The sequence below is a fragment of the Streptomyces sp. NPDC034049 genome (assembly GCF_055575575.1).
On sequence record NZ_JBVISJ010000006.1, the window covers coordinates 337,369 to 354,333 of the forward strand.

Sequence of the window (16,965 nt, forward strand, 5' to 3'; positions counted from 1 at the left end):
GTCCCGGGGCTGGGGCCGCTGCGCGGCGGGCCGGGGTCACACGGACGCCGAGATGGTCTGGATGACGCGGTCGCGTTCCGCGTCCTCGCCGTAGGCGTCGAGGTGGATCTCTCCGGCGGCGAGCACGACGACCCGGTCGGCGACCTCCAGGACCTCGTCGACGTCGGCGGACAGGACGAGCACGGCGGCGCCCTCGCCGGCGAGGGCGCGGGCCCGGCGGCCGATGTCCCGGCGGGCACCGATGTCCACCCCTCGGAACGGCTCGTCCAGGATGAGGACACGGGGAGTCTCGGCGAGCCAGCGGCCGACGACGACCTTCTGCTGGTTGCCGCCGGACAGCTCCTCGACGGTGCTGTGCTCGTCGCGGGCGACGACACCGAGGGCGTCGATCGTGTCGCGGCCGAGGGCGTTCTCCCGGGCCGTGTTCATCAGGCCCAGCCGGGAGAAGGACTTCAGGAACGGCAGGGAGATGTTCCGGGCCACCGACCAGCCGGGGACGAGGGCGTCGGCGTGCCGGTCCTCGGGGACGAGGTGGACGCCGCCGCGGATGGCGTCGGCGGGGCGGCGGGGCGTGTACGCCTTTCCGTCCAGCTCGACCGTGCCGGTGGTGAAGGGTTCAGCGCCGAAGAGGCCCCGGGCCAGTTCGGTCTTGCCGGCGCCCAGCAGGCCCACGACACCGGTGACCTCACCGCCGCGGAGGTCGAGGTCCAGCGGGGTGCGGCCCTCGAAGAGGCGGACGCCCCGCAGGGAGAGGACGACGTCGCCCTGGTCGCCCTCGCGGACCGGGCGGGCGGTGGTGGTCTCCTGTGCCTGGGCGAGCATCGCGCGCAGGGCGGCGTCCCAGTCGAAGGGGCGCGCCTGGTCCTCGGTGAGACGGCCGTCCCGCAGGACGACCAGGCGGTCGGCCAGGGCGTCGATCTCACCGAGGCGGTGGGAGACGTAGAGGACCGCGATGCCGTCCGCCCGCATGCGCTCCACCAGCGCGAACAGGCGCTCGGCCTCGGCGGCGGAGAGCGCGGAGGTCGGCTCGTCCAGGATCAGCAGCCGGGGGCGGGTGGCGAGGGCGCGGGCCAGGATCAGCAACTGGCGGTCGGAGATGCCGAGTTCGGTGACGTCCTGCTTGAGGACGGCGTCGGGCCAGTCCAGGCCCAGGCCGGCCTGGATCTCCCGGGCGCGGGCGAGCAGTCTGCCGCCGTTGAGGAACGGGTTGCCGCGGCTCTGCGCCAGTTCCTCGAAGACCAGGTTCTCGGCGACGGTCAGGCCGGGGACGACCCCCTCGCCGATGCGCTGGTGGACCGTCTGGATGCCCAACTGCCGGGCGGCCAGGGGGCTGTGGAGGGCGACCGGGCGGCCGTCGACCAGGACCTCGCCGCCGTGGTCGGCGTGGACCCCGGACAGGATCTTGATCAGCGTGGATTTGCCGGCCCCGTTCGCGCCGAGCAGCGCGACCACGCTGCCCGGCGCGATGTCCAGCGAGACGGAGGCGAGGACCGTTCTGCCGCCGAAGGCCTTGCTGATGTCCCGCAGGCGGACGGCGGCGAGGGCGGCGCCGCCGTCCGCCTGCCCGGGACCGGTGTCAGTGGGCGACATTCGAGATCCAGTCGGCGGTCGAGACCTGCGACAGGTTCAGCGCGGGCAGCGCCTCGCGCAGCTGGTCCATGTTCTCGATCTTCTTCTCGCGCAGGAAGTCCTGGGTGATGGCGACGGCCGGGAACTCGACGGTGGTCTTGTTCAGCTGACCGGCCAGCTCCAGCGCGGTCGTGCGGACCACGGCCGCGCCCACGGCGGACGGGTCGGTGCCGGCCGTGGCGACCCAGGGGCTGTCCTTGGCCGTGATGGCCTGGATGTCGGCGTTGGAGACGTCGGCGCCGAAGACCTTGACCTTGTCCTGGAGCTTCTTGTTCTGCACGGCGAGGACGGTGCCCTTGGCCAGTTCGTCGTAGGGGGCGAAGACGCCCGCCACGTCGGAGTTCTGGGTGAGGGCGGCGGAGACGAGGGGAACGTTGTCGGTGGCCGTGGAGTCGGTGACCTTGCCGACCTTGAAGGCCTGCTTCCAGCCCTGCGCCTCGACGGTGGACTTCCAGACGGTGTCGCGCTTGTCGAGGGCCGCGTAGCCGGCGACGTTCACGTAACCGACCTTGGCGTCCTTGCCGACCTCCTTGGCCATCACGTCGAGGACGGCCTGCGCCATGCTCGCGTCGTTCTGCCGGGTGGAGACGACGCCCTTGGTGTCGGTCTCCACGTCGTAGACGACGACCTTGATGCCCTTCTTCACGGCCTTGTCGATCTCCGGCTGGATCGTCGCCGGGAAGCCGTGGTCGATGATGATCGCCTTGGCGCCGGAGTTGATCGCCGAGGACAGGTCGGTGGCCTGCTTGGCGTTGTCGGCCTGGGCGTCGTACACGGTGAGGTCGATGCCGAGGGCCTTGGCCTGTGCCTTCGCGCCGTTGCCCCACTGCTCGAAGTAGTCGCCGGCGCCGCTCTGCCGGACGAGGGCGACCTTGACCGCGCCGTCAGCGAAGGGCGCGGGCTTCTTGCCGGTGGCGGCGGAGGCCTTGGCGGCGGTGTCGCCGGTGTCCTTCGAGGCGTCCGTGGACTGCGAGCAGGCCGACAGCAGCAGGGCCGAGGCGGAGGCGAGGGAGAGGGCGGCGAGCGGGAGGCGGGTACGGCGGGACGAGCGGGACATGACGGCTCCAGGTGCGGTGCGAGGGGAGGAAGGACGTACTCGACCCGGAGCGAGGGCGAAAACGCGCCACCGTGCGAGGCACGGCGAACGCCCAGGACGACAGGGCACGTCAGGGCGCGACGGGGCTCCGGGAGTGGTCAGCGACAGCTGGCCGTGGTCGACCGGAGCAGGTCCACGTACAGCCGCCGTACGAGCAGCAGCGTCTTCATACGCAGATCATGAGAACGATTTCAGCCATGCGTCAAAGCAATGAGAGCGGTTTCTCAGCACGTGAGACAACGACTACGTCACACGTGGGCGGTACACGGACCGGCGTTACCATCGCGGTACCGGCACCCGACCGGCACCACAGTGAGGCCCTGATGACGACTTCCGACGCGACGGCGCAGCGCATGCCCGGTACGCGCTGTTGTCCCGGCGCCCCGTGTCACCGCTGACCGGTAGCTCGCCCCCTCACTTCCCCCTTACCAGCCGCCCGGGTGCTCGTCTCGGTATCCGGACATCCCTTCCAGACTCCTGGAGTTGCTCCCATGACCCTGCTGACCACCTGGCCCGAGTCCGGTCCGGAGACCGTGGTGCGCCGTACCGCCGACCCCGTCGAGATCGCGGCCGCGCTGGCGCCGCTCGGGGTGCGCTACGAGCAGTGGCCGATCCGTGAGGACGTCCCGTTCGACGCGGACAGCGAGACCGTGTTCGCCGCGTACGGCCCGGAGATCGAGCGGCTCAACGCCGAGGAGGGCTTCACCACGGTCGACGTCCTCGGCCTCCACCCCAGCGACGACCCCGAGTTCCCGGTGAAGGCGAAGGCCGCCCGGGAGAAGTTCCTCCAGGAGCACACCCACGACGACGATGACGAGGTCCGCTTCTTCGTCTCCGGCTCCGGCATCTTCTATCTGCACGTCGACGGTGAGGTGCACGCGGTCTACTGCGAGAAGGGCGACCTGCTGGGCGTGCCGCGCGGCACCACGCACTGGTTCGACATGGGCACCGCGCCGTCGTTCACCGCGATCCGCTTCTTCCACGAGGAGGACGGCTGGATCGGCAACTTCACCGGCTCCACCATCGCCTCCCGCTTCCCCGACTACGACACGATCGACGCCGGATACCGGCAGGACAAGGCAGCGGCGTGAGCCAGGACCTCGGCATCGGCTCCCCCGACTCCGTGGTGCTCGACATCGAGGGCACCACGAGCGCCACGGGGTTCGTCGTCGACGTGCTCTACCCGTACTCCCGCTCCCGGTTCGGGGAACTGCTCGTCGAGCGGCGCGGCGATCCGGACGTGGCACGGGCCGTCGCCCAGGTGCGGGAACTCCTCGGCGAGCCGGACGCGGACGACGCCCGGGTCGAGAAGGCGCTCAACGCCTGGCTGGACGAGGACCGCAAGGCGACCCCGCTGAAGACCCTCCAGGGCATCATCTGGTCCGAGGGCTTCGCGCGCGGCGACCTCGTCTCCCACTTCTACGACGACGTCCTGCCGGCCCTGCGCGCCTGGCACGCGGCGGGCGTACGCCTCCACGTGTACTCCTCGGGTTCCGTGGCCGCCCAGCGCGCGTGGTTCCGGTCGAGCCCCGAGGGGGATCTGCTGCCGCTGGTCGAGGGGTTGTACGACACGGAGAACGCCGGGCCGAAGCAGGAGGCGGGGTCGTACCGTGTGATCGCGTCGGCCCTCGGTCTCGCCGCCGCCCCCGGCCGCATCCTCTTCCTCTCCGACCGGCCCGGCGAGCTGGACGCGGCGCGGGAGGCCGGCTGGCGGACCGTCGGCATCCGCCGACCCGGGGAGCCGTACTACGAGCACGGCGTCGGCGACCACGCGCAGGCGGGGACGTTCGACGAGATCACCATCACGAGGAGCACCGCATGACCACCGAGATCTCGGCACTCGACCTGGAGGAGGCGGGCGCGGTCCTGGCCGCCGAGTCGGCCCGCTTCGCCTCCTTCGGCTGGATGCGCGGCACCTCGGGCAATCTGTCGGTGGTGCTCTCGCGCGACCCGCTGCGGCTGGCGGTGACGGCGAGCGGTCACGACAAGGGTGAACTGACGCCCGCGGACGTGGTGCTGGTCGACGGGAACGGAGCCGCCGTGCGGGGTGGCAGGCCGTCCGCCGAGGCCGAGCTGCACGCGCGCGTGGCCGCGCTGACCGGGGCGGGGGCCGTGGTCCACGTCCACACGGTCGCCTCGGTCGCCATGGGGCGCCGCGAGCCCGGCGGCGTCGTCTTCCGGGACCTGGAGATGCTCAAGGGAGTCGGCCAGCCCGCCCACGACGTCGAGGTCACCCTCCCCGTCATCGCCAACAGCCAGGACATGAAGGAGCTGGGCGACCGTCTGGAGGCCGCCCGTGACCCCCGTATGCCGGCGGTGGTCGTCGCCGGGCACGGCCTGTACGTCTGGGGCGCCACACCCCGTCAGGCCCGCCACCACACCGAAGTGGTGGAGTGGCTGCTGGAGTTGGAACTGTCCGAGCGCTGACGGCACGTCAGAAGGCGGCCCGGTCAGGGTGACCGGGCCGCCTTCTCGTGTACAGGGGTACGCGCGGACCTACCGCAGGCGCTCGCCCGGCAGTTCGCCCGTCGACACCTCCAGCACCCCGCGCTCCGTGACCAGGGCCGTCACCAGGCGGCCCGGGGTCACGTCGAAGGCCGGGTTGTGCCCCCGGGACCCGGCCGGGGCCGTGCGGATGCCGCCCCACTCCAACACCTCGTCCTCTCCCCTCAGTTCGATGTGGATGTCGGACCCGGAGGCGGTGTCGAGGTCGACCGTGGTCGTGGGGGCGGCCACGAGGAACGGGACGCCCGCGTCGGCGCAGGCGAGGGCGACGCCCACCGTGCCCACCTTGTTGGCGGTGTCGCCGTTGGCGGCGATACGGTCCGCGCCCACGATCGCGGCGTCCACCTCGCCCCGCAGGATCGTGCCGGCGGCGGCGCTGTCCGCCTGGACGTAGTGCGGGATGCCCTCCTGGACCAGCTCCCAGGCGGTCAGGCGGGATCCCTGGAGGAGGGGGCGTGTCTCGTCGGCGTAGACGACCTCGAGGCGGCCGCGTGCGTGGAGTTCGCGGATGACGCCGAGTGCCGTACCCCATCCGGCGGTTGCCAGCGCCCCGGTGTTGCAGTGCGTCAGCACACGCAGCGGGCGGTCGACGCCCACCCGCTTCAGCAGCCAGTCGGCGCCATGCGCCCCCATCGCCCGGTTCGCCTCGACGTCCTCGCGCTGGACGGCGGCCGCCTCCTCCAGCACCGCTTCCAGCCCCTCGTCGAACCGGGTCATGACCCGGTCCACGCACACCATCAGGTTCACCGCGGTCGGCCGGGCCTCGCGCACGCGGGCGACCGCGGCCCGTACCTCCTCGGCCGACCAGCCCTCCCGCTCGCCCTCCAGGACCGCGAGCGCCACCCCGTACGCGCCCGCGGCCCCGATCGCGGGAGCTCCCCGGACGACGAGGCGCTGGATGGCGGAGACCAGGGCGTCGACGTCACGGATCTCGACCGTCTCGGTGCGGTGCGGCAGGACCGTCTGGTCGATGAGCGCAAGGCTGTTTCCGGTCCAGTCGACGGCGCGCAGTTCCTGGGGCATAGCGGGGCACTCCTGGTGTTCCGAAGGTGCCCGACACCGTACATGACCTCGAAGAACCGTCGGAAACCACAGTTCGAGACGGCAGGGCGTCCGTCCGGAAAGCGGTGTTACAGTCCAGCACCGCTCGCAGCCCGTAGGCCGATGTGAAGGAGGATCCGTGCTGCTCACCATGCGCCGTTTCCTCGACCACGGTCGCTGCGCGAGCGACGGCTGTCGCCGCTGACGCCGGTCGCGAAGACCGCCTCGGCGCCCCGCCGCTCCTCCCCCGCACCGCTCCACCTCCCGCGCCACCCCCTTTTTAAGGACTCGTCGACGATGACGAGCCCGCGCCTTGCCGCACCCTCCGGAAGGTCGCCCCCGATGCCCCGCAGCGCCGGCGTCACCGACGTCACCCGCTCCGCCCGCCCCACCCGCGGATCCCGCCGCTCGCTCCGGCTGGCCGCCCTCGCCACCGGCACCGTCCTGCTGGCCACCGCCTGCAACGCGGCCGCGAAGAAGGACGACTCCGCCGACGACGCCGCCGGTGGTGGCAGCGGGAAGAGCTTCACGCTCGTCACCCCGGACGCCGTCGGCCAGAACGAGTTCCTGAAGAACGCCGTGACCGGCGTGAAGGCGGCGGCGAAGGCGCACGACGGCTCGCAGAAGGTCTACGAGTCCACGGACACCTCCTCGCAGCAGCAGAACGTCCAGGCCGCGGTCGACGAGCAGCCGGATGTGATCGTGCTGGTCGGCTTCGAGTTCGCGGACCTGGTCGCCCAGCAGGCCGAGGCCCACCCGAAGCAGCAGTTCCTGCTCGTGGACGCGTGCACGGAGAAGACCTTCGAGAACGTGTCGTGCGCGGTGTTCCGCGAGCACGAAGGAGTGTTCCTCGCGGGCGCCGAGGCGGGCCTGCTGAGCGAGAGCGGCAAGGTGGGCGCCGTGGACGTGCTGGACACCCCCCAGTTCCGCCGGTTCAGCGACCCGTTCGCGGCCGGTGCCAAGGAGGTCGCGGCCAGGACGGAGACCTCGACCCGCTTCGTCGGCGGCCAGTCCCCGTTCGACGACTCCGCGCGCGCCAAGGAGCAGGCCAACTCCCTGCTCGCCAAGGGCTACGACCAGATCATGGCCGCCGCCGCGGCGGGCAACTACGGCGTGTTCGAGGCGGCGAAGGCCAAGGGCGCGTTCGCGTACGGCGTCGACGTCAACCAGTGCCCCGCCGCGCCGGGCACGGTCGTCGACAACGTCGTCAAGCGGACGGACGTCGCGGTGGAGAAGGGCATCGAGCGGGTCCTCGACGGCAGGACCGGCACCGTGTCGTACGGCCTGAAGGAGGGCGGCATCACCCTCACCGGCCTGGAGGACGGTGTGGAGTCGTCGAGTTGCGTCATCGCCGACCACAAGGACGTGCTGGAGAAGGTCGAGGCGCTGCGCGACCGGATCGTGTCGGGAGAGCTGAAGGTCGATGACCCCGCGGCTGCCTGACGAACCGGCGGGAGCCGGGGTGTCCACGGGCGACGCCCGGCCCGCCCGCACGGAGGGAGCGGCCGGCCGCTCCGACGCGCCGCCCGCCGTCGAACTCCTCGGCATCACCAAGCGCTACCCCGGCACCCTCGCCAACGACCGCGTCGACCTGGCCGTCCGGCCCGGCGAGATCCACGCCCTCATGGGCGAGAACGGCGCGGGCAAGTCCACGCTCATGTCGGTCCTGTACGGCATGGAGCGCCCGGACGCCGGCACGATCCGTATCGACGGGCGCGAGGTGTCCTTCGCCGGGCCGTCCGACGCGATGGCCGCCGGGCTCGGCATGGTCCACCAGAGCTTCAAGCTGTTCGACTCGCTGACGGTCGCCGAGAACGTGGTGTACGCCGCCGAGCCGCGCCGCTTCGGCCTGGTGGACCGGGCCGCTGCCCGCCACCGGGTCCGTGAACTCGGCGCGGACCACGGCCTGGTGGTCGACCCGGACGCCCGGGTCGGCGATCTGCCGGTCGGGCTGCGGCAGCGCGTGGAGATCCTCAAGCTGCTGCACCGCGGCGCCCGCACCCTCATCCTGGACGAGCCGACGGCCGTGCTGACGCCCGCCGAGGCGGACGCCCTCTTCGCGGTGCTCAAGTCGCTGGCGGAGCAAGGCCGTACGGTGGTCCTCGTCACACACAAGCTGCGCGAGGTGCTGGAGGGCAGCGACCACGTGACGGTGCTGCGGGACGGCCGGGTGGTGGCCCGGCTGCGGACCGCCGACACGACCGCCGACGAGATCGCGGCGGCGATGACGGGCCGTGCGGTGGAGTTGGACCGGGTGCACGCGCCCGGCACTCCGGGCGCGGTCGTGCTGGACGTCGACGGCCTCACCACCGACGGGGTGCGCGAGGTCGCGCTCACCGTCCGCGCCGGGGAGATCCTCGGCATCGCGGGTGTCGCCGGCAACGGCCAGAGCGAACTGGTCGAGGCGCTCGCCGGGTTGCGCCCGGTGACCTCGGGCCGGATCCGGCTGCGGGGCGAGGACGTCACCCACGCCTCGGCGACCGAACGGCGCGCCCGGGGCCTCGCGTACGTGCCGGAGGACCGTCACGCCGTGGGTACTGCACCGGCGGCCTCCGTGGCGGAGAACCTGGCCATGGGGCACCACCGTACGTCGCTGTCGGCCGGGTCCCGGATCGGTCTGCTCGCGCCCGCCGCCGTACGCGACCACGCGCGGCGGCTGATCGAGCGGTTCGGCATCAGGACGCCGAGCCCGGGGGCGCCCGCGTCGGCGCTGTCCGGCGGCAATCTGCAGAAGCTCCTCATCGGCCGCGAACTCGCCCATGAGTCACCGCTGTTGCTGGCGAACAGCCCACGCGCGGCGTCGACATCGGCGCCGTCCAGAACATCCACGACGACCTGATCGCCCACCGTGACGCCGGGCACGCGGTCCTCCTCGTCTCCGCCGAACTGAGCGAGATCCGGGGGCTGTCGGACCGGGTGCTGGTCATGTACGAGGGCCGGGTGACCGCCGTGTACGACAAGGGCGACGCGGACGAGAGCGTGCTGGGTCTCGCGATGGCCGGCGGCAGCGGCGCGAGCGGCGGCAGCGGCGCGAGCGGCGGCAGCGGCGCGAGCGGCGGCAGCGGCGCGAGCGGCGGCAGCGGCGCGAGCGGCGACCTCGACGACACCGACGACGAAGCCGACGCCGCCGACGCCACGAGCGCCGCCGGAGGCGGCACGGCCCCGGTGGAGGCCGGGCACTGACATGAACCCCATACTCAGGGGCCGGCTGACAGCGGCCCTGCGCTCCCCCGTCGCCTTCTCCGTCCTCGCGGGCGTCCTCATCGGCGCCCTGTTCCTGTTCGGCACGGGCGCCGACCCGTTGACCGCGTACGGTGCCGTCCTGACCGGTTCGCTCGGCGCCGACGGCATCGGCTCGACGCTCACCACCGGTACGAGTGTGCTCGGCATGGCCCTGGCGCTCGCGATTCCGCTCCGTGCGGGGCTGATCAACCTCGGCGGCGACGGGCAGTTGGTCCTGGGCGGCGTCACGGCCGCGGTCACCGGCCTGTACTCGCCGCTCCCGGCCCCGCTCACCGTCGCGCTCGCCCTGCTGGCGGGCATGGCGGCCGGCGCCGCGTACGCCGCCCTGGCCGCGCTGTGCGAGAACCGGCTCGGCGTTCCGCTCCTGGTCAGCAGCCTTCTGCTGAGCTATCCGGCGGTGTCGCTCGCCTCCTATCTGGCCCGCTATCCGCTCAAGGAGCCCGGCTCCAGCCTCCCCCAGACGCGCCGGCTCCCGGAGGGCGTGGCGCTGCCCGCGTTCGGCGGATCGACGGTGACCGCGGGGTTGGTGCTGGTGGTGCTGGTGGCGGTCGCGTACTGGTTCACCGACCGGCGGACGGCGCTCGGCTACGAGATCCGGATGACCGGTCTCAACCCGCGTTTCACGGCGTACGCCGGTGTGGAGCGGGCGGGGCTGACGCTCCGGCTGATGACGGTGTCGGGCGCGCTGGCCGGGCTGGTCGGCGCGATCGGGGTCCTGAGCTTCCCGTACCGCTTCCTTGACGGCTCGCTCACCGCGCCCGGCTACACCTGGACGGGGCTGACGGCCGCGCTCCTCGCGGCGGCGGCGCCGCTCGGCACGCTCCTCGCCTCGTTCTTCTTCGCGGTCCTCCAGGTCGGCGGGCTGTCGATGGAGCGAACGACCGAGGTGCCGCGCGAGCTGACCCAGGTCCTCCAGGCCGTCGTCATCGTGTTCCTCGCGGCCCGGCTGCGTCTCCCGGCGCGACGCCGGACGGACGGCCGACGGACCGTGCCGCCGAAGAACACCCAAGAGCCTTCGCCACAGGGGGAGTTCGTCTGATGTTCTTCGACTCCGATCTCGTGATGTCCGCGCTGCGGGCGCTCACCCCCATCCTGCTGGCCGCACTCGGCGGCGCCCTGTGCGAGCGGGCGGGGGTCTTCAACATCGGCCTGGAGGGCATGATGCTGCTGGGCTGCTTCACGGCGGTGACCACCAGCTGGTTCACCGGCAGCCCGTGGCTCGGTGTCCTCGCGGCGGCGCTGGCGGCGGCGGTGTACTCCCTCGTCCTCGCCGTCGGCGCGGTGACCCTGCGCGGCGACGCGGTGGTCCTCGGCATCGCCATGAACCTCCTCGCCGTGGGCCTCACCAGCTTCCTGCTCCGCACGGTCTTCGGCGTCCAGGGCACGTTCGACGATCCGTCGCTCGCCGGGCTCCCGCTGATCGGCGGTCTCTCCCCGCTGGCGTACGTGGCGTGGGCGGCCGTCGGGGTCGCCGCGCTCGCGCTCTCCCGCCATGTGTGGGGGCTGCGGCTGCGCGGGGTCGGCGAGGCGCCGGACGCGGCGGCCACGCTCGGGGTGAGCCCGGCCAGGTACAAGTACGCGGCGGTACTCGTCTCCGGTGTGCTGTGCGGGCTCGCGGGAGCCCAACTCGCCCTGGGGAACGTCACGTTGTTCTCCGAGAACATGACGGCCGGCCGAGGCTGGATCGCCGTGGTGGCCGTGATGCTCGGCCGCGCGCTGCCGCTCGGCGTCCTGCTCGCCGCCCTGCTCTTCGGTCTCGCCGAGGCGGCCGGCTTCCGCCTCCAGGGGCTCGGCCTGCCGCAGCAGGCGACGGACGCCGCGCCGTACGTCGTCACGCTCGGCGCCCTCTTCCTGACGACGGCCCGCCGCCGTCGCCGTACCGGTCGCAGCACCAGCACAGGCAGCACCGGCGCACGCAGCACCGGCACGAATCGCTCTGGAGCCACCGCATGACACAGGACGTCCTGCCCATCACCCGCATACCCAGGGCCGGGCTGCCGCCGCGCGCGGTCGTGGTCGGCGACCCGGCTCGCGCCGCGGCGGTCGCCGCGCTGCTGGACGGCGCCGAGGAGGTGTCGTACCACCGTGAGTACCGTGTGTTCAGCGGGAGTTGGAAGGGTGTGCCGGTCGTGGTCGCCTCGCACGGGGTGGGCGGTCCGGGCGCGATCCTGCTGTTCCAGGAGCTGGCGGACGCGGGGGTCCGCACCTTCCTGCGGTTCGGCACGGCCGGCGCGATGAGGCCCGGGATCGGCGACGGCGATCTCGTGATCGCCGAGGCGGCCGTACGCGACGACGGGGTGACCCAGCAGTTGCTGCCGCCCGAGTACCCGGCCGTCTCCGCCCCCGAGGCGGTCCTCGCGCTCCAGCGTGCCGCCCGCGAGGTGGGAGCGCCGCATCATCGGGGCATCGTATGGACGAGGGCGGCCTTCCAGCCTGGCCTCATCCCGCTCGACGCGTACGACCGTGCCGGGCTCGCGGCCATCGAGATGGAGCTGTCGGCGCTGTACGTGACGGCTTCGCTGCGCGGTCTGCTCGCCGGCGGGGTCCTCGTCGTGGACGGTGCGAACGCCGACGAACTGGTCGACGTCGAGACGACCGGCGGCTACGACCCGCACCGCGAGGTCGTCGCACGGGGCGTGGAGCGGGGGGCGGTCGTGTCGCTGGAGGCACTGCGGCTGCTGGCCGAGGAGTACGGGGACGAGGGATTCGGGGACGCGGGGACCGGGTCCCCGGGAGACGGGGTCGAGGGGGGCGCCGCGTGAGCGAGCACGTCGATCTGCTGGTCCACGGCGGTGACGTCCTGACCGTCGACGAGGCCGGAACCCTGCTGCGCGACGGGGCGGTCGCCGTCCGGGACGGCGAGATCCTCGCGGTCGGAGCGGCAAAGGACCTGAAGGCGGCCTACGCGGCGGCCGAGACCCTCGACGCCGAGGGCTGCCTGGTGCTCCCCGGGCTGGTCAACGCCCACACCCACCTGGCGATGACGCTCCTGCGGGGCCGCGCGGACGACGTCACGCTCCAGGGGTTCCTGGAGCGGGTGCTGCGGTGGGAGGCGCGGCTGCTGTCGCCGAGGAACGTGGCGGCGGCGGTGCGGGTGGCGATCGCCGAGAGCGTGCGGGCCGGGGTGACGTCCGCGCTGGACATGTACTGGTTCCACGAGGCGGCCGAGCGGGTGGCGCGCGAGACGGGCTGGCGGCTGCACACCGGCCCGACCTTCATGGACGTCCCCGACCCCGCCGACGGCCGGGCGTACGGGGAACGGCTGGAGTGGGCCCGGCGGGACCTCGCCGACCGCTCCTGCCGACCGGGCACCCGCCCGGTCCTCTTCGCGCACTCGACGTACACGCTCGACCCGGATCAGCTGCTCGACATAGCCGCCCTGGCAGGGGAGTTCGGGGCGCTGCTGCACATCCACGCGGCGGAGAACGCCACCGAGGTCGCCACGGTGGAGAGGCGGTACGGCAAGCGCCCGGTGGAGCTGCTGGACTCGCTCGGGCTGCTCGGCCCCGATCTGCTGCTCGCCCACGCGGTCGACCTCACCGGCCCGGAGATCGCGGCGCTGGCCCGGACCGGGGCCTCGGTCGCCCACTGCCCGGTGTCGAACCTGAAGCTGGGCTGCGGGATCGCGCCGGTGCCCCGGCTGCTGGGCGCGGGCGTCACGGTCGGGCTGGGCACGGACGGGGCGGTCAGCTCGAACACGCTGGACGTGCTGGGGGCCGTACGGCAGGCGGCGCTGGTGCACAAGGCGGCCGGCGACCCCACCGCCGTCGGCGCGGAGCGGGCGGTGCGCATGGCGACGATCGAGGGGGCCCGCGCGCTGGGTCTCGGCGATCACCTGGGTTCCCTGGAGCCGGGCAAGCGGGCCGATCTGATCGTGCTCGACCTGGGCGCCCCGCATCTGCGGCCCCTCCACGACCCGTGGTCCACCCTCGCCTACGCCGCGCACTCGGCGGACGTACGCGACACCGTCGTCGAGGGGAGGGTGCTGATGCGCGAGCGGGTCCTCACCACCCTGGACGAGGCGGCGGCCCTGGCGGACCTGGAAACTTTGGCCTGATGGACACGGTGGAGCCCTCATAATGGCCTGATACATCGGATGTCTGAACGACCCGTAACCACCGAAGCACGAAGAATGTCCGGAACGACCGCGCATGACAGGGAGGGGTCGCCATGGCAGTCACCGACGAGGCGATCGAGAAGATCAAGGGCATGATCGTCGCCGGCGCGCTGCGCCCCGGCGACCGGCTCCCCAAGGAGAGCGAGCTCGCCGCCGACCTCGGACTGTCCCGCAACTCCCTGCGCGAGGCCGTGCGCGCCCTGTCGTTGATCCGCATCCTGGACGTACGGCAGGGCGACGGCACCTACGTGACCAGTCTCGATCCCCAACTCCTGCTGGAGGCGCTGAGCTTCGTCGTCGACTTCCACCGCGACGACACGGTCCTGGAGTTCCTCGCCGTGCGCCGCATCCTGGAACCGGCGGCGACGGCGATGGCCGCCCTGAAGATCAGCGAGCAGCAACTGGACGCGCTCTCGGCCCAGTTGGACAAGCTCGGCACCGCTCCGTCGGTGGAGGAACTGGTCGCCTGCGACCTGGAGTTCCACCGGGGCATCGTGCATTCCTCGGGGAACTCCGTGCTCTGCTCGCTGCTCGACGGTCTGTCCGGCCCCACCACACGGGCCCGCATCTGGCGCGGACTGACCCAGGAGGACGCCGTCAGCCGGACCCTGCACGAGCACCGCGCCATCCTGGCCGCCCTCCGCGACCGCGACGCCGACGCCGCGCGTTCCTGGGCGACGGCGCACATCGCGAGCGTGGAGCAGTGGCTGCGATCGTCGCTCTGACGTCGCTCCGAGAAGTCGATCACCTCAGGCTCCGGCCGCCGACGCGTGTTTGAGTCGTGCGAACGGGGCAGTGATCCGTTCACTCCCCCGTGCAAGGGGGCTGCGGAGGGCCCCTCGGCACGCCGTAAGGTTGGGGCGTACGCGAGGGCACGTCGGAAGGAGGCGCTGGGTGATCGAGCTGGAGGGGGTTCCCGAGCTGATCGACCCAGTGATGGTGGCCGCGTTCGAAGGCTGGAACGACGCCGGCGACGCCGCCTCCACCGCGGTCGCGCATCTGGACCGGGAATGGAAGGGCGAGGTGTTCGCGGCGCTGGACGCCGAGGACTACTACGACTTCCAGGTGAACCGTCCCACGGTGTGGCTGGACGGCGGCGTACGGAAGATCACCTGGCCGACGACAAGGTTGTCGGTGGTCAGGGTCGGCGGCGACAAGCCCCGCGATCTCGTACTCGTCCGAGGCATCGAACCGTCGATGCGCTGGCGCTCGTTCTGCAACGAGCTGCTGGGCTTCGCCCACGAGCTGGGCGTGGAGCTGGTGGTCGTCCTGGGCGCGCTGCTCGGCGACACCCCGCACACACGTCCGGTCCCGGTCAGCGGTGTCACGTCCGACCCGGACCTGGCGCAGCGGATGGATCTGGAGGAGACCAAGTACGAGGGGCCCACGGGCATCGTCGGCATCCTCCAGGAGGCGTGCACGCACGCCGGTGTCCCCGCGGTCTCGCTCTGGGCGGCGGTGCCGCACTACGTGTCGCAGCCGCCGAACCCGAAGGCGACACTGGCCCTCCTGAACCGCCTGGAGGACCTCATCGACGTACGCATCCCGCTGGGCGAGCTGCCCGAGGACGCGCGCGCCTGGCAGGTGGGCGTGGACCAGCTGGCGGCGGAGGACAGCGAGGTCGCCGAGTACGTGCAGACGCTGGAGGAGGCCCGGGACACGGCGGAGCTGCCGGAGGCGTCGGGCGAGGCGATCGCCCGTGAGTTCGAGCGCTATCTGCGGCGGCGGGACGGTGGGCCCGGAACCGCAGGTCCGGCCGGGGGGCATGCCACGGCCGACGGAGGTGACACGGGCCCCGGCGCGTGGAATCCGAAGGAGAACCCCGGCGGGCGTGCACGGCCGCCGAAGCCGTCGCGGCCGGAGGCCGCAGGCGAGGACGAGGGCGAGGATTCGTCGGAGGAGTAGTGGGCCGGGGATGCCGTTGCGGTGACGCTGCGCGGGATCTGCGGGTTCGTCGTGGCTGGTCGCGCAGTTCCCCGCGCCCCTTGGGGCGCGGGGAACTGGACCGGGAGTTGCTAGGTGCTCAGCATTTGATCGCCACCACCGCGTAGGTCGTGTCCGAGGTCGGGGTCGTGGTGAAGCGGGCGTTCGGCAGGTACAGGCGGTTCTTGTGGGCCGCGACCGTGGTCGGGACGTCGAAGTCGGCGTCGTGGAGGCGGCCCTCGAAGATGCCGCTGCGGCCGTCGGCCGAGAGGTGGAACACGTCGATCGCGTTCTGCCGGTTCTGCACGACATAGAGCCGCCGGCCGAGCAGCAGCAGGCCGTCACCGTTGGTGAGGGGCGCCGCGTCACCCAGGTCGACCAGGGTCGTGACGCCGGTCCGCGGGTTCACCCGGTGGAGGCCACCGACACCGGACTGGACGACCAGGAGGGCCTTGCCGTCCGGGGTGCGGGTGATCCCGTTGGCGTTGACCACCTCGCCCGGCGTCTGGGTCCAGGCGCCGCTGAGGGTGACCGTGACGACCTCGTCCGGGCCCGGCAGCCGGCCGTCGGAGCCGATCGGCAGGGCGTACAGGGCGGGCTGGAACGAGTCGGTGAACCAGGCGGCGCTCGGGGTGAGGAAGACGTCGTTGGCGAAGGTCGGCGTCCTTGTGGTGAGCGTGTACGACGCGACGATCCTGCCGGTACGGACGTCCACGACCCGGGCGCCCTGACCGCGCCCGGCGACGAACAGCCGTCCCCGGTCGTCGAGTTTGAGCCCCACGGAGGGCGTACCGGGGCCCGCCGAGATGACGCGGCCCGCGCCGGTGCGCAGGTCGGCGCGGTAGATCGAGCCGTCGCCGAGGGAGCCGAGGTAGGCGTAGGGGCCGGCGCCGATGGTGATGCCCTCGGGACGGAAGCCGTTCGGCAGGGGGATGACGTCGGGCCAGGGGTCCCCGGAGGCCGAGCCGGTCGCGGAGGCGGCGGACGTGGCGGAGGCGGCGGAGGTCCCGACGAGCAGTGCGCCGGCGGTGGCGGCCGACGCCGTGAGCAGCCTTCGCCGACTGAGGTGGGGGGCGGGGCGGGCGGACAGGGAGTGCGTGGGATGCGGGGGGAGCGGGGGTGCCACTGTGCGTCCCTTCCACGAAGGGACCGGCAGCTGGCCGGTCCGGCTTCAACTGACGTCTGTCACCCCATCACATGCCGACCGGCCCCGCAGCCCTTCGCCCCGCGACCGACAGCGCCTTGACAGCCCCGGAACGGCTCGCGGCCGGGATTGTGACGGTCTGGCCGGCTCGGCCGAACAGCTCCTCCTCCGCTGCCCGGTGAACTTCCCTCCGGGCACCGCGTCTTCGGGTCCGGGTCGGGCCGCTCGCGGGCCGGCCGGGCCGCCCGGCGTGCGGCCCGGCCGCAG

Annotated in this window: 14 protein-coding genes and 1 pseudogene; 11 read left to right on the forward strand and 4 right to left on the reverse strand. The window is 72.6% G+C overall.

What is annotated here, in order from left to right:
* Positions 1 to 36: 36 nt before the first annotated feature.
* Together ACZ52C_RS20250 and ACZ52C_RS20255 are read right to left on the reverse strand one after the other, a co-directional pair.
* Complete coding sequence (locus ACZ52C_RS20250; RefSeq protein ID WP_469076008.1) at positions 37 to 1,590, reverse strand: sugar ABC transporter ATP-binding protein; 1,554 nt, start codon at positions 1,588 to 1,590, stop codon at positions 37 to 39.
* Positions 1,577 to 2,686 carry a substrate-binding domain-containing protein gene (locus ACZ52C_RS20255; RefSeq protein ID WP_469076009.1) on the reverse strand — a complete coding sequence of 370 codons (1,110 nt, stop codon included), beginning with the start codon at positions 2,684 to 2,686 and terminating at the stop codon, positions 1,577 to 1,579. Before ACZ52C_RS20255 ends, ACZ52C_RS20250 begins: the two co-directional genes overlap by 14 nt.
* Before the next feature lie 530 nt (positions 2,687 to 3,216).
* Between ACZ52C_RS20255 and ACZ52C_RS20260 the strand changes: the two genes are divergently transcribed.
* The 3 genes from ACZ52C_RS20260 to mtnB are packed head-to-tail and all read left to right on the forward strand — an operon-like array spanning position 3,217 to position 5,152.
* Positions 3,217 to 3,816, forward strand: a complete 600-nt coding sequence (locus ACZ52C_RS20260; RefSeq protein WP_469076010.1) for a 1,2-dihydroxy-3-keto-5-methylthiopentene dioxygenase — start codon at positions 3,217 to 3,219, stop codon at positions 3,814 to 3,816.
* Entirely contained in the window at positions 3,813 to 4,547 is a 735-nt protein-coding gene (mtnC, locus tag ACZ52C_RS20265; protein ID WP_469076011.1) for an acireductone synthase, read from the forward strand. Before ACZ52C_RS20260 ends, mtnC begins: the two co-directional genes overlap by 4 nt.
* A complete protein-coding gene (gene mtnB / locus ACZ52C_RS20270; protein WP_469076012.1) occupies positions 4,544 to 5,152 on the forward strand; it encodes a methylthioribulose 1-phosphate dehydratase in 609 nt (202 codons plus the stop codon). Before mtnC ends, mtnB begins: the two co-directional genes overlap by 4 nt.
* A gap of 69 nt (positions 5,153 to 5,221) precedes the next feature.
* Here mtnB and mtnA read toward each other — a convergent pair whose 3' ends face one another.
* Entirely contained in the window at positions 5,222 to 6,253 is a 1,032-nt protein-coding gene (gene mtnA, locus ACZ52C_RS20275; protein ID WP_469076013.1) for an S-methyl-5-thioribose-1-phosphate isomerase, read from the reverse strand.
* A gap of 360 nt (positions 6,254 to 6,613) precedes the next feature.
* Between mtnA and ACZ52C_RS20280 the strand changes: the two genes are divergently transcribed.
* From ACZ52C_RS20280 to ACZ52C_RS20315, 8 genes and pseudogenes are all read left to right on the forward strand, one after another.
* A complete protein-coding gene (locus ACZ52C_RS20280) occupies positions 6,614 to 7,714 on the forward strand; it encodes a BMP family ABC transporter substrate-binding protein (RefSeq protein ID WP_469076014.1) in 1,101 nt (366 codons plus the stop codon).
* Positions 7,695 to 9,454: pseudogene (locus ACZ52C_RS20285) on the forward strand (ABC transporter ATP-binding protein). Before ACZ52C_RS20280 ends, ACZ52C_RS20285 begins: the two are co-directional and overlap by 20 nt.
* Before the next feature lies 1 nt (position 9,455).
* Positions 9,456 to 10,553, forward strand: a complete 1,098-nt coding sequence (locus ACZ52C_RS20290; protein WP_469076015.1) for an ABC transporter permease — start codon at positions 9,456 to 9,458, stop codon at positions 10,551 to 10,553.
* Positions 10,553 to 11,467: an ABC transporter permease gene (locus ACZ52C_RS20295; protein ID WP_469076016.1), complete on the forward strand. Its 915-nt coding sequence runs from the start codon at positions 10,553 to 10,555 to the stop codon at positions 11,465 to 11,467. The genes ACZ52C_RS20290 and ACZ52C_RS20295 overlap by 1 nt, the downstream gene beginning before the upstream one ends.
* Positions 11,464 to 12,276, forward strand: coding sequence for a nucleoside phosphorylase (locus tag ACZ52C_RS20300; RefSeq protein WP_469076017.1), 813 nt, complete (start codon positions 11,464 to 11,466; stop codon positions 12,274 to 12,276). Before ACZ52C_RS20295 ends, ACZ52C_RS20300 begins: the two co-directional genes overlap by 4 nt.
* A complete protein-coding gene (locus ACZ52C_RS20305; RefSeq protein ID WP_469076018.1) occupies positions 12,273 to 13,571 on the forward strand; it encodes an amidohydrolase in 1,299 nt (432 codons plus the stop codon). The genes ACZ52C_RS20300 and ACZ52C_RS20305 overlap by 4 nt, the downstream gene beginning before the upstream one ends.
* Positions 13,572 to 13,684: 113 nt before the next feature.
* Positions 13,685 to 14,356, forward strand: a complete 672-nt coding sequence (locus tag ACZ52C_RS20310; protein WP_469076019.1) for a FadR/GntR family transcriptional regulator — start codon at positions 13,685 to 13,687, stop codon at positions 14,354 to 14,356.
* 169 nt (positions 14,357 to 14,525) lie between these two features.
* Positions 14,526 to 15,536, forward strand: a complete 1,011-nt coding sequence (locus ACZ52C_RS20315) for a PAC2 family protein (RefSeq protein ID WP_469076020.1) — start codon at positions 14,526 to 14,528, stop codon at positions 15,534 to 15,536.
* Between the two features lie 118 nt (positions 15,537 to 15,654).
* Here the strand turns inward: ACZ52C_RS20315 and ACZ52C_RS20320 are convergent, their stop codons facing one another.
* Complete coding sequence (locus ACZ52C_RS20320) at positions 15,655 to 16,680, reverse strand: SMP-30/gluconolactonase/LRE family protein (RefSeq protein WP_469076021.1); 1,026 nt, start codon at positions 16,678 to 16,680, stop codon at positions 15,655 to 15,657.
* Positions 16,681 to 16,965 lie beyond the last annotated feature (285 nt).

Coding starts and splice junctions, on each gene's coding strand:
- ACZ52C_RS20250 (WP_469076008.1), bottom strand. CDS start 1,590: ATGTCGCCCACTGACACCGGTCCCGGGCAGGCGGACGGCGGCGCCGCC.
- ACZ52C_RS20255 (WP_469076009.1), bottom strand. CDS start 2,686: ATGTCCCGCTCGTCCCGCCGTACCCGCCTCCCGCTCGCCGCCCTCTCC.
- ACZ52C_RS20260 (WP_469076010.1), top strand. CDS start 3,217: ATGACCCTGCTGACCACCTGGCCCGAGTCCGGTCCGGAGACCGTGGTG.
- mtnB (WP_469076012.1), top strand. CDS start 4,544: ATGACCACCGAGATCTCGGCACTCGACCTGGAGGAGGCGGGCGCGGTC.
- mtnA (WP_469076013.1), bottom strand. CDS start 6,253: ATGCCCCAGGAACTGCGCGCCGTCGACTGGACCGGAAACAGCCTTGCG.
- ACZ52C_RS20280 (WP_469076014.1), top strand. CDS start 6,614: ATGCCCCGCAGCGCCGGCGTCACCGACGTCACCCGCTCCGCCCGCCCC.
- ACZ52C_RS20290 (WP_469076015.1), top strand. CDS start 9,456: ATGAACCCCATACTCAGGGGCCGGCTGACAGCGGCCCTGCGCTCCCCC.
- ACZ52C_RS20295 (WP_469076016.1), top strand. CDS start 10,553: ATGTTCTTCGACTCCGATCTCGTGATGTCCGCGCTGCGGGCGCTCACC.
- ACZ52C_RS20300 (WP_469076017.1), top strand. CDS start 11,464: ATGACACAGGACGTCCTGCCCATCACCCGCATACCCAGGGCCGGGCTG.
- ACZ52C_RS20310 (WP_469076019.1), top strand. CDS start 13,685: ATGGCAGTCACCGACGAGGCGATCGAGAAGATCAAGGGCATGATCGTC.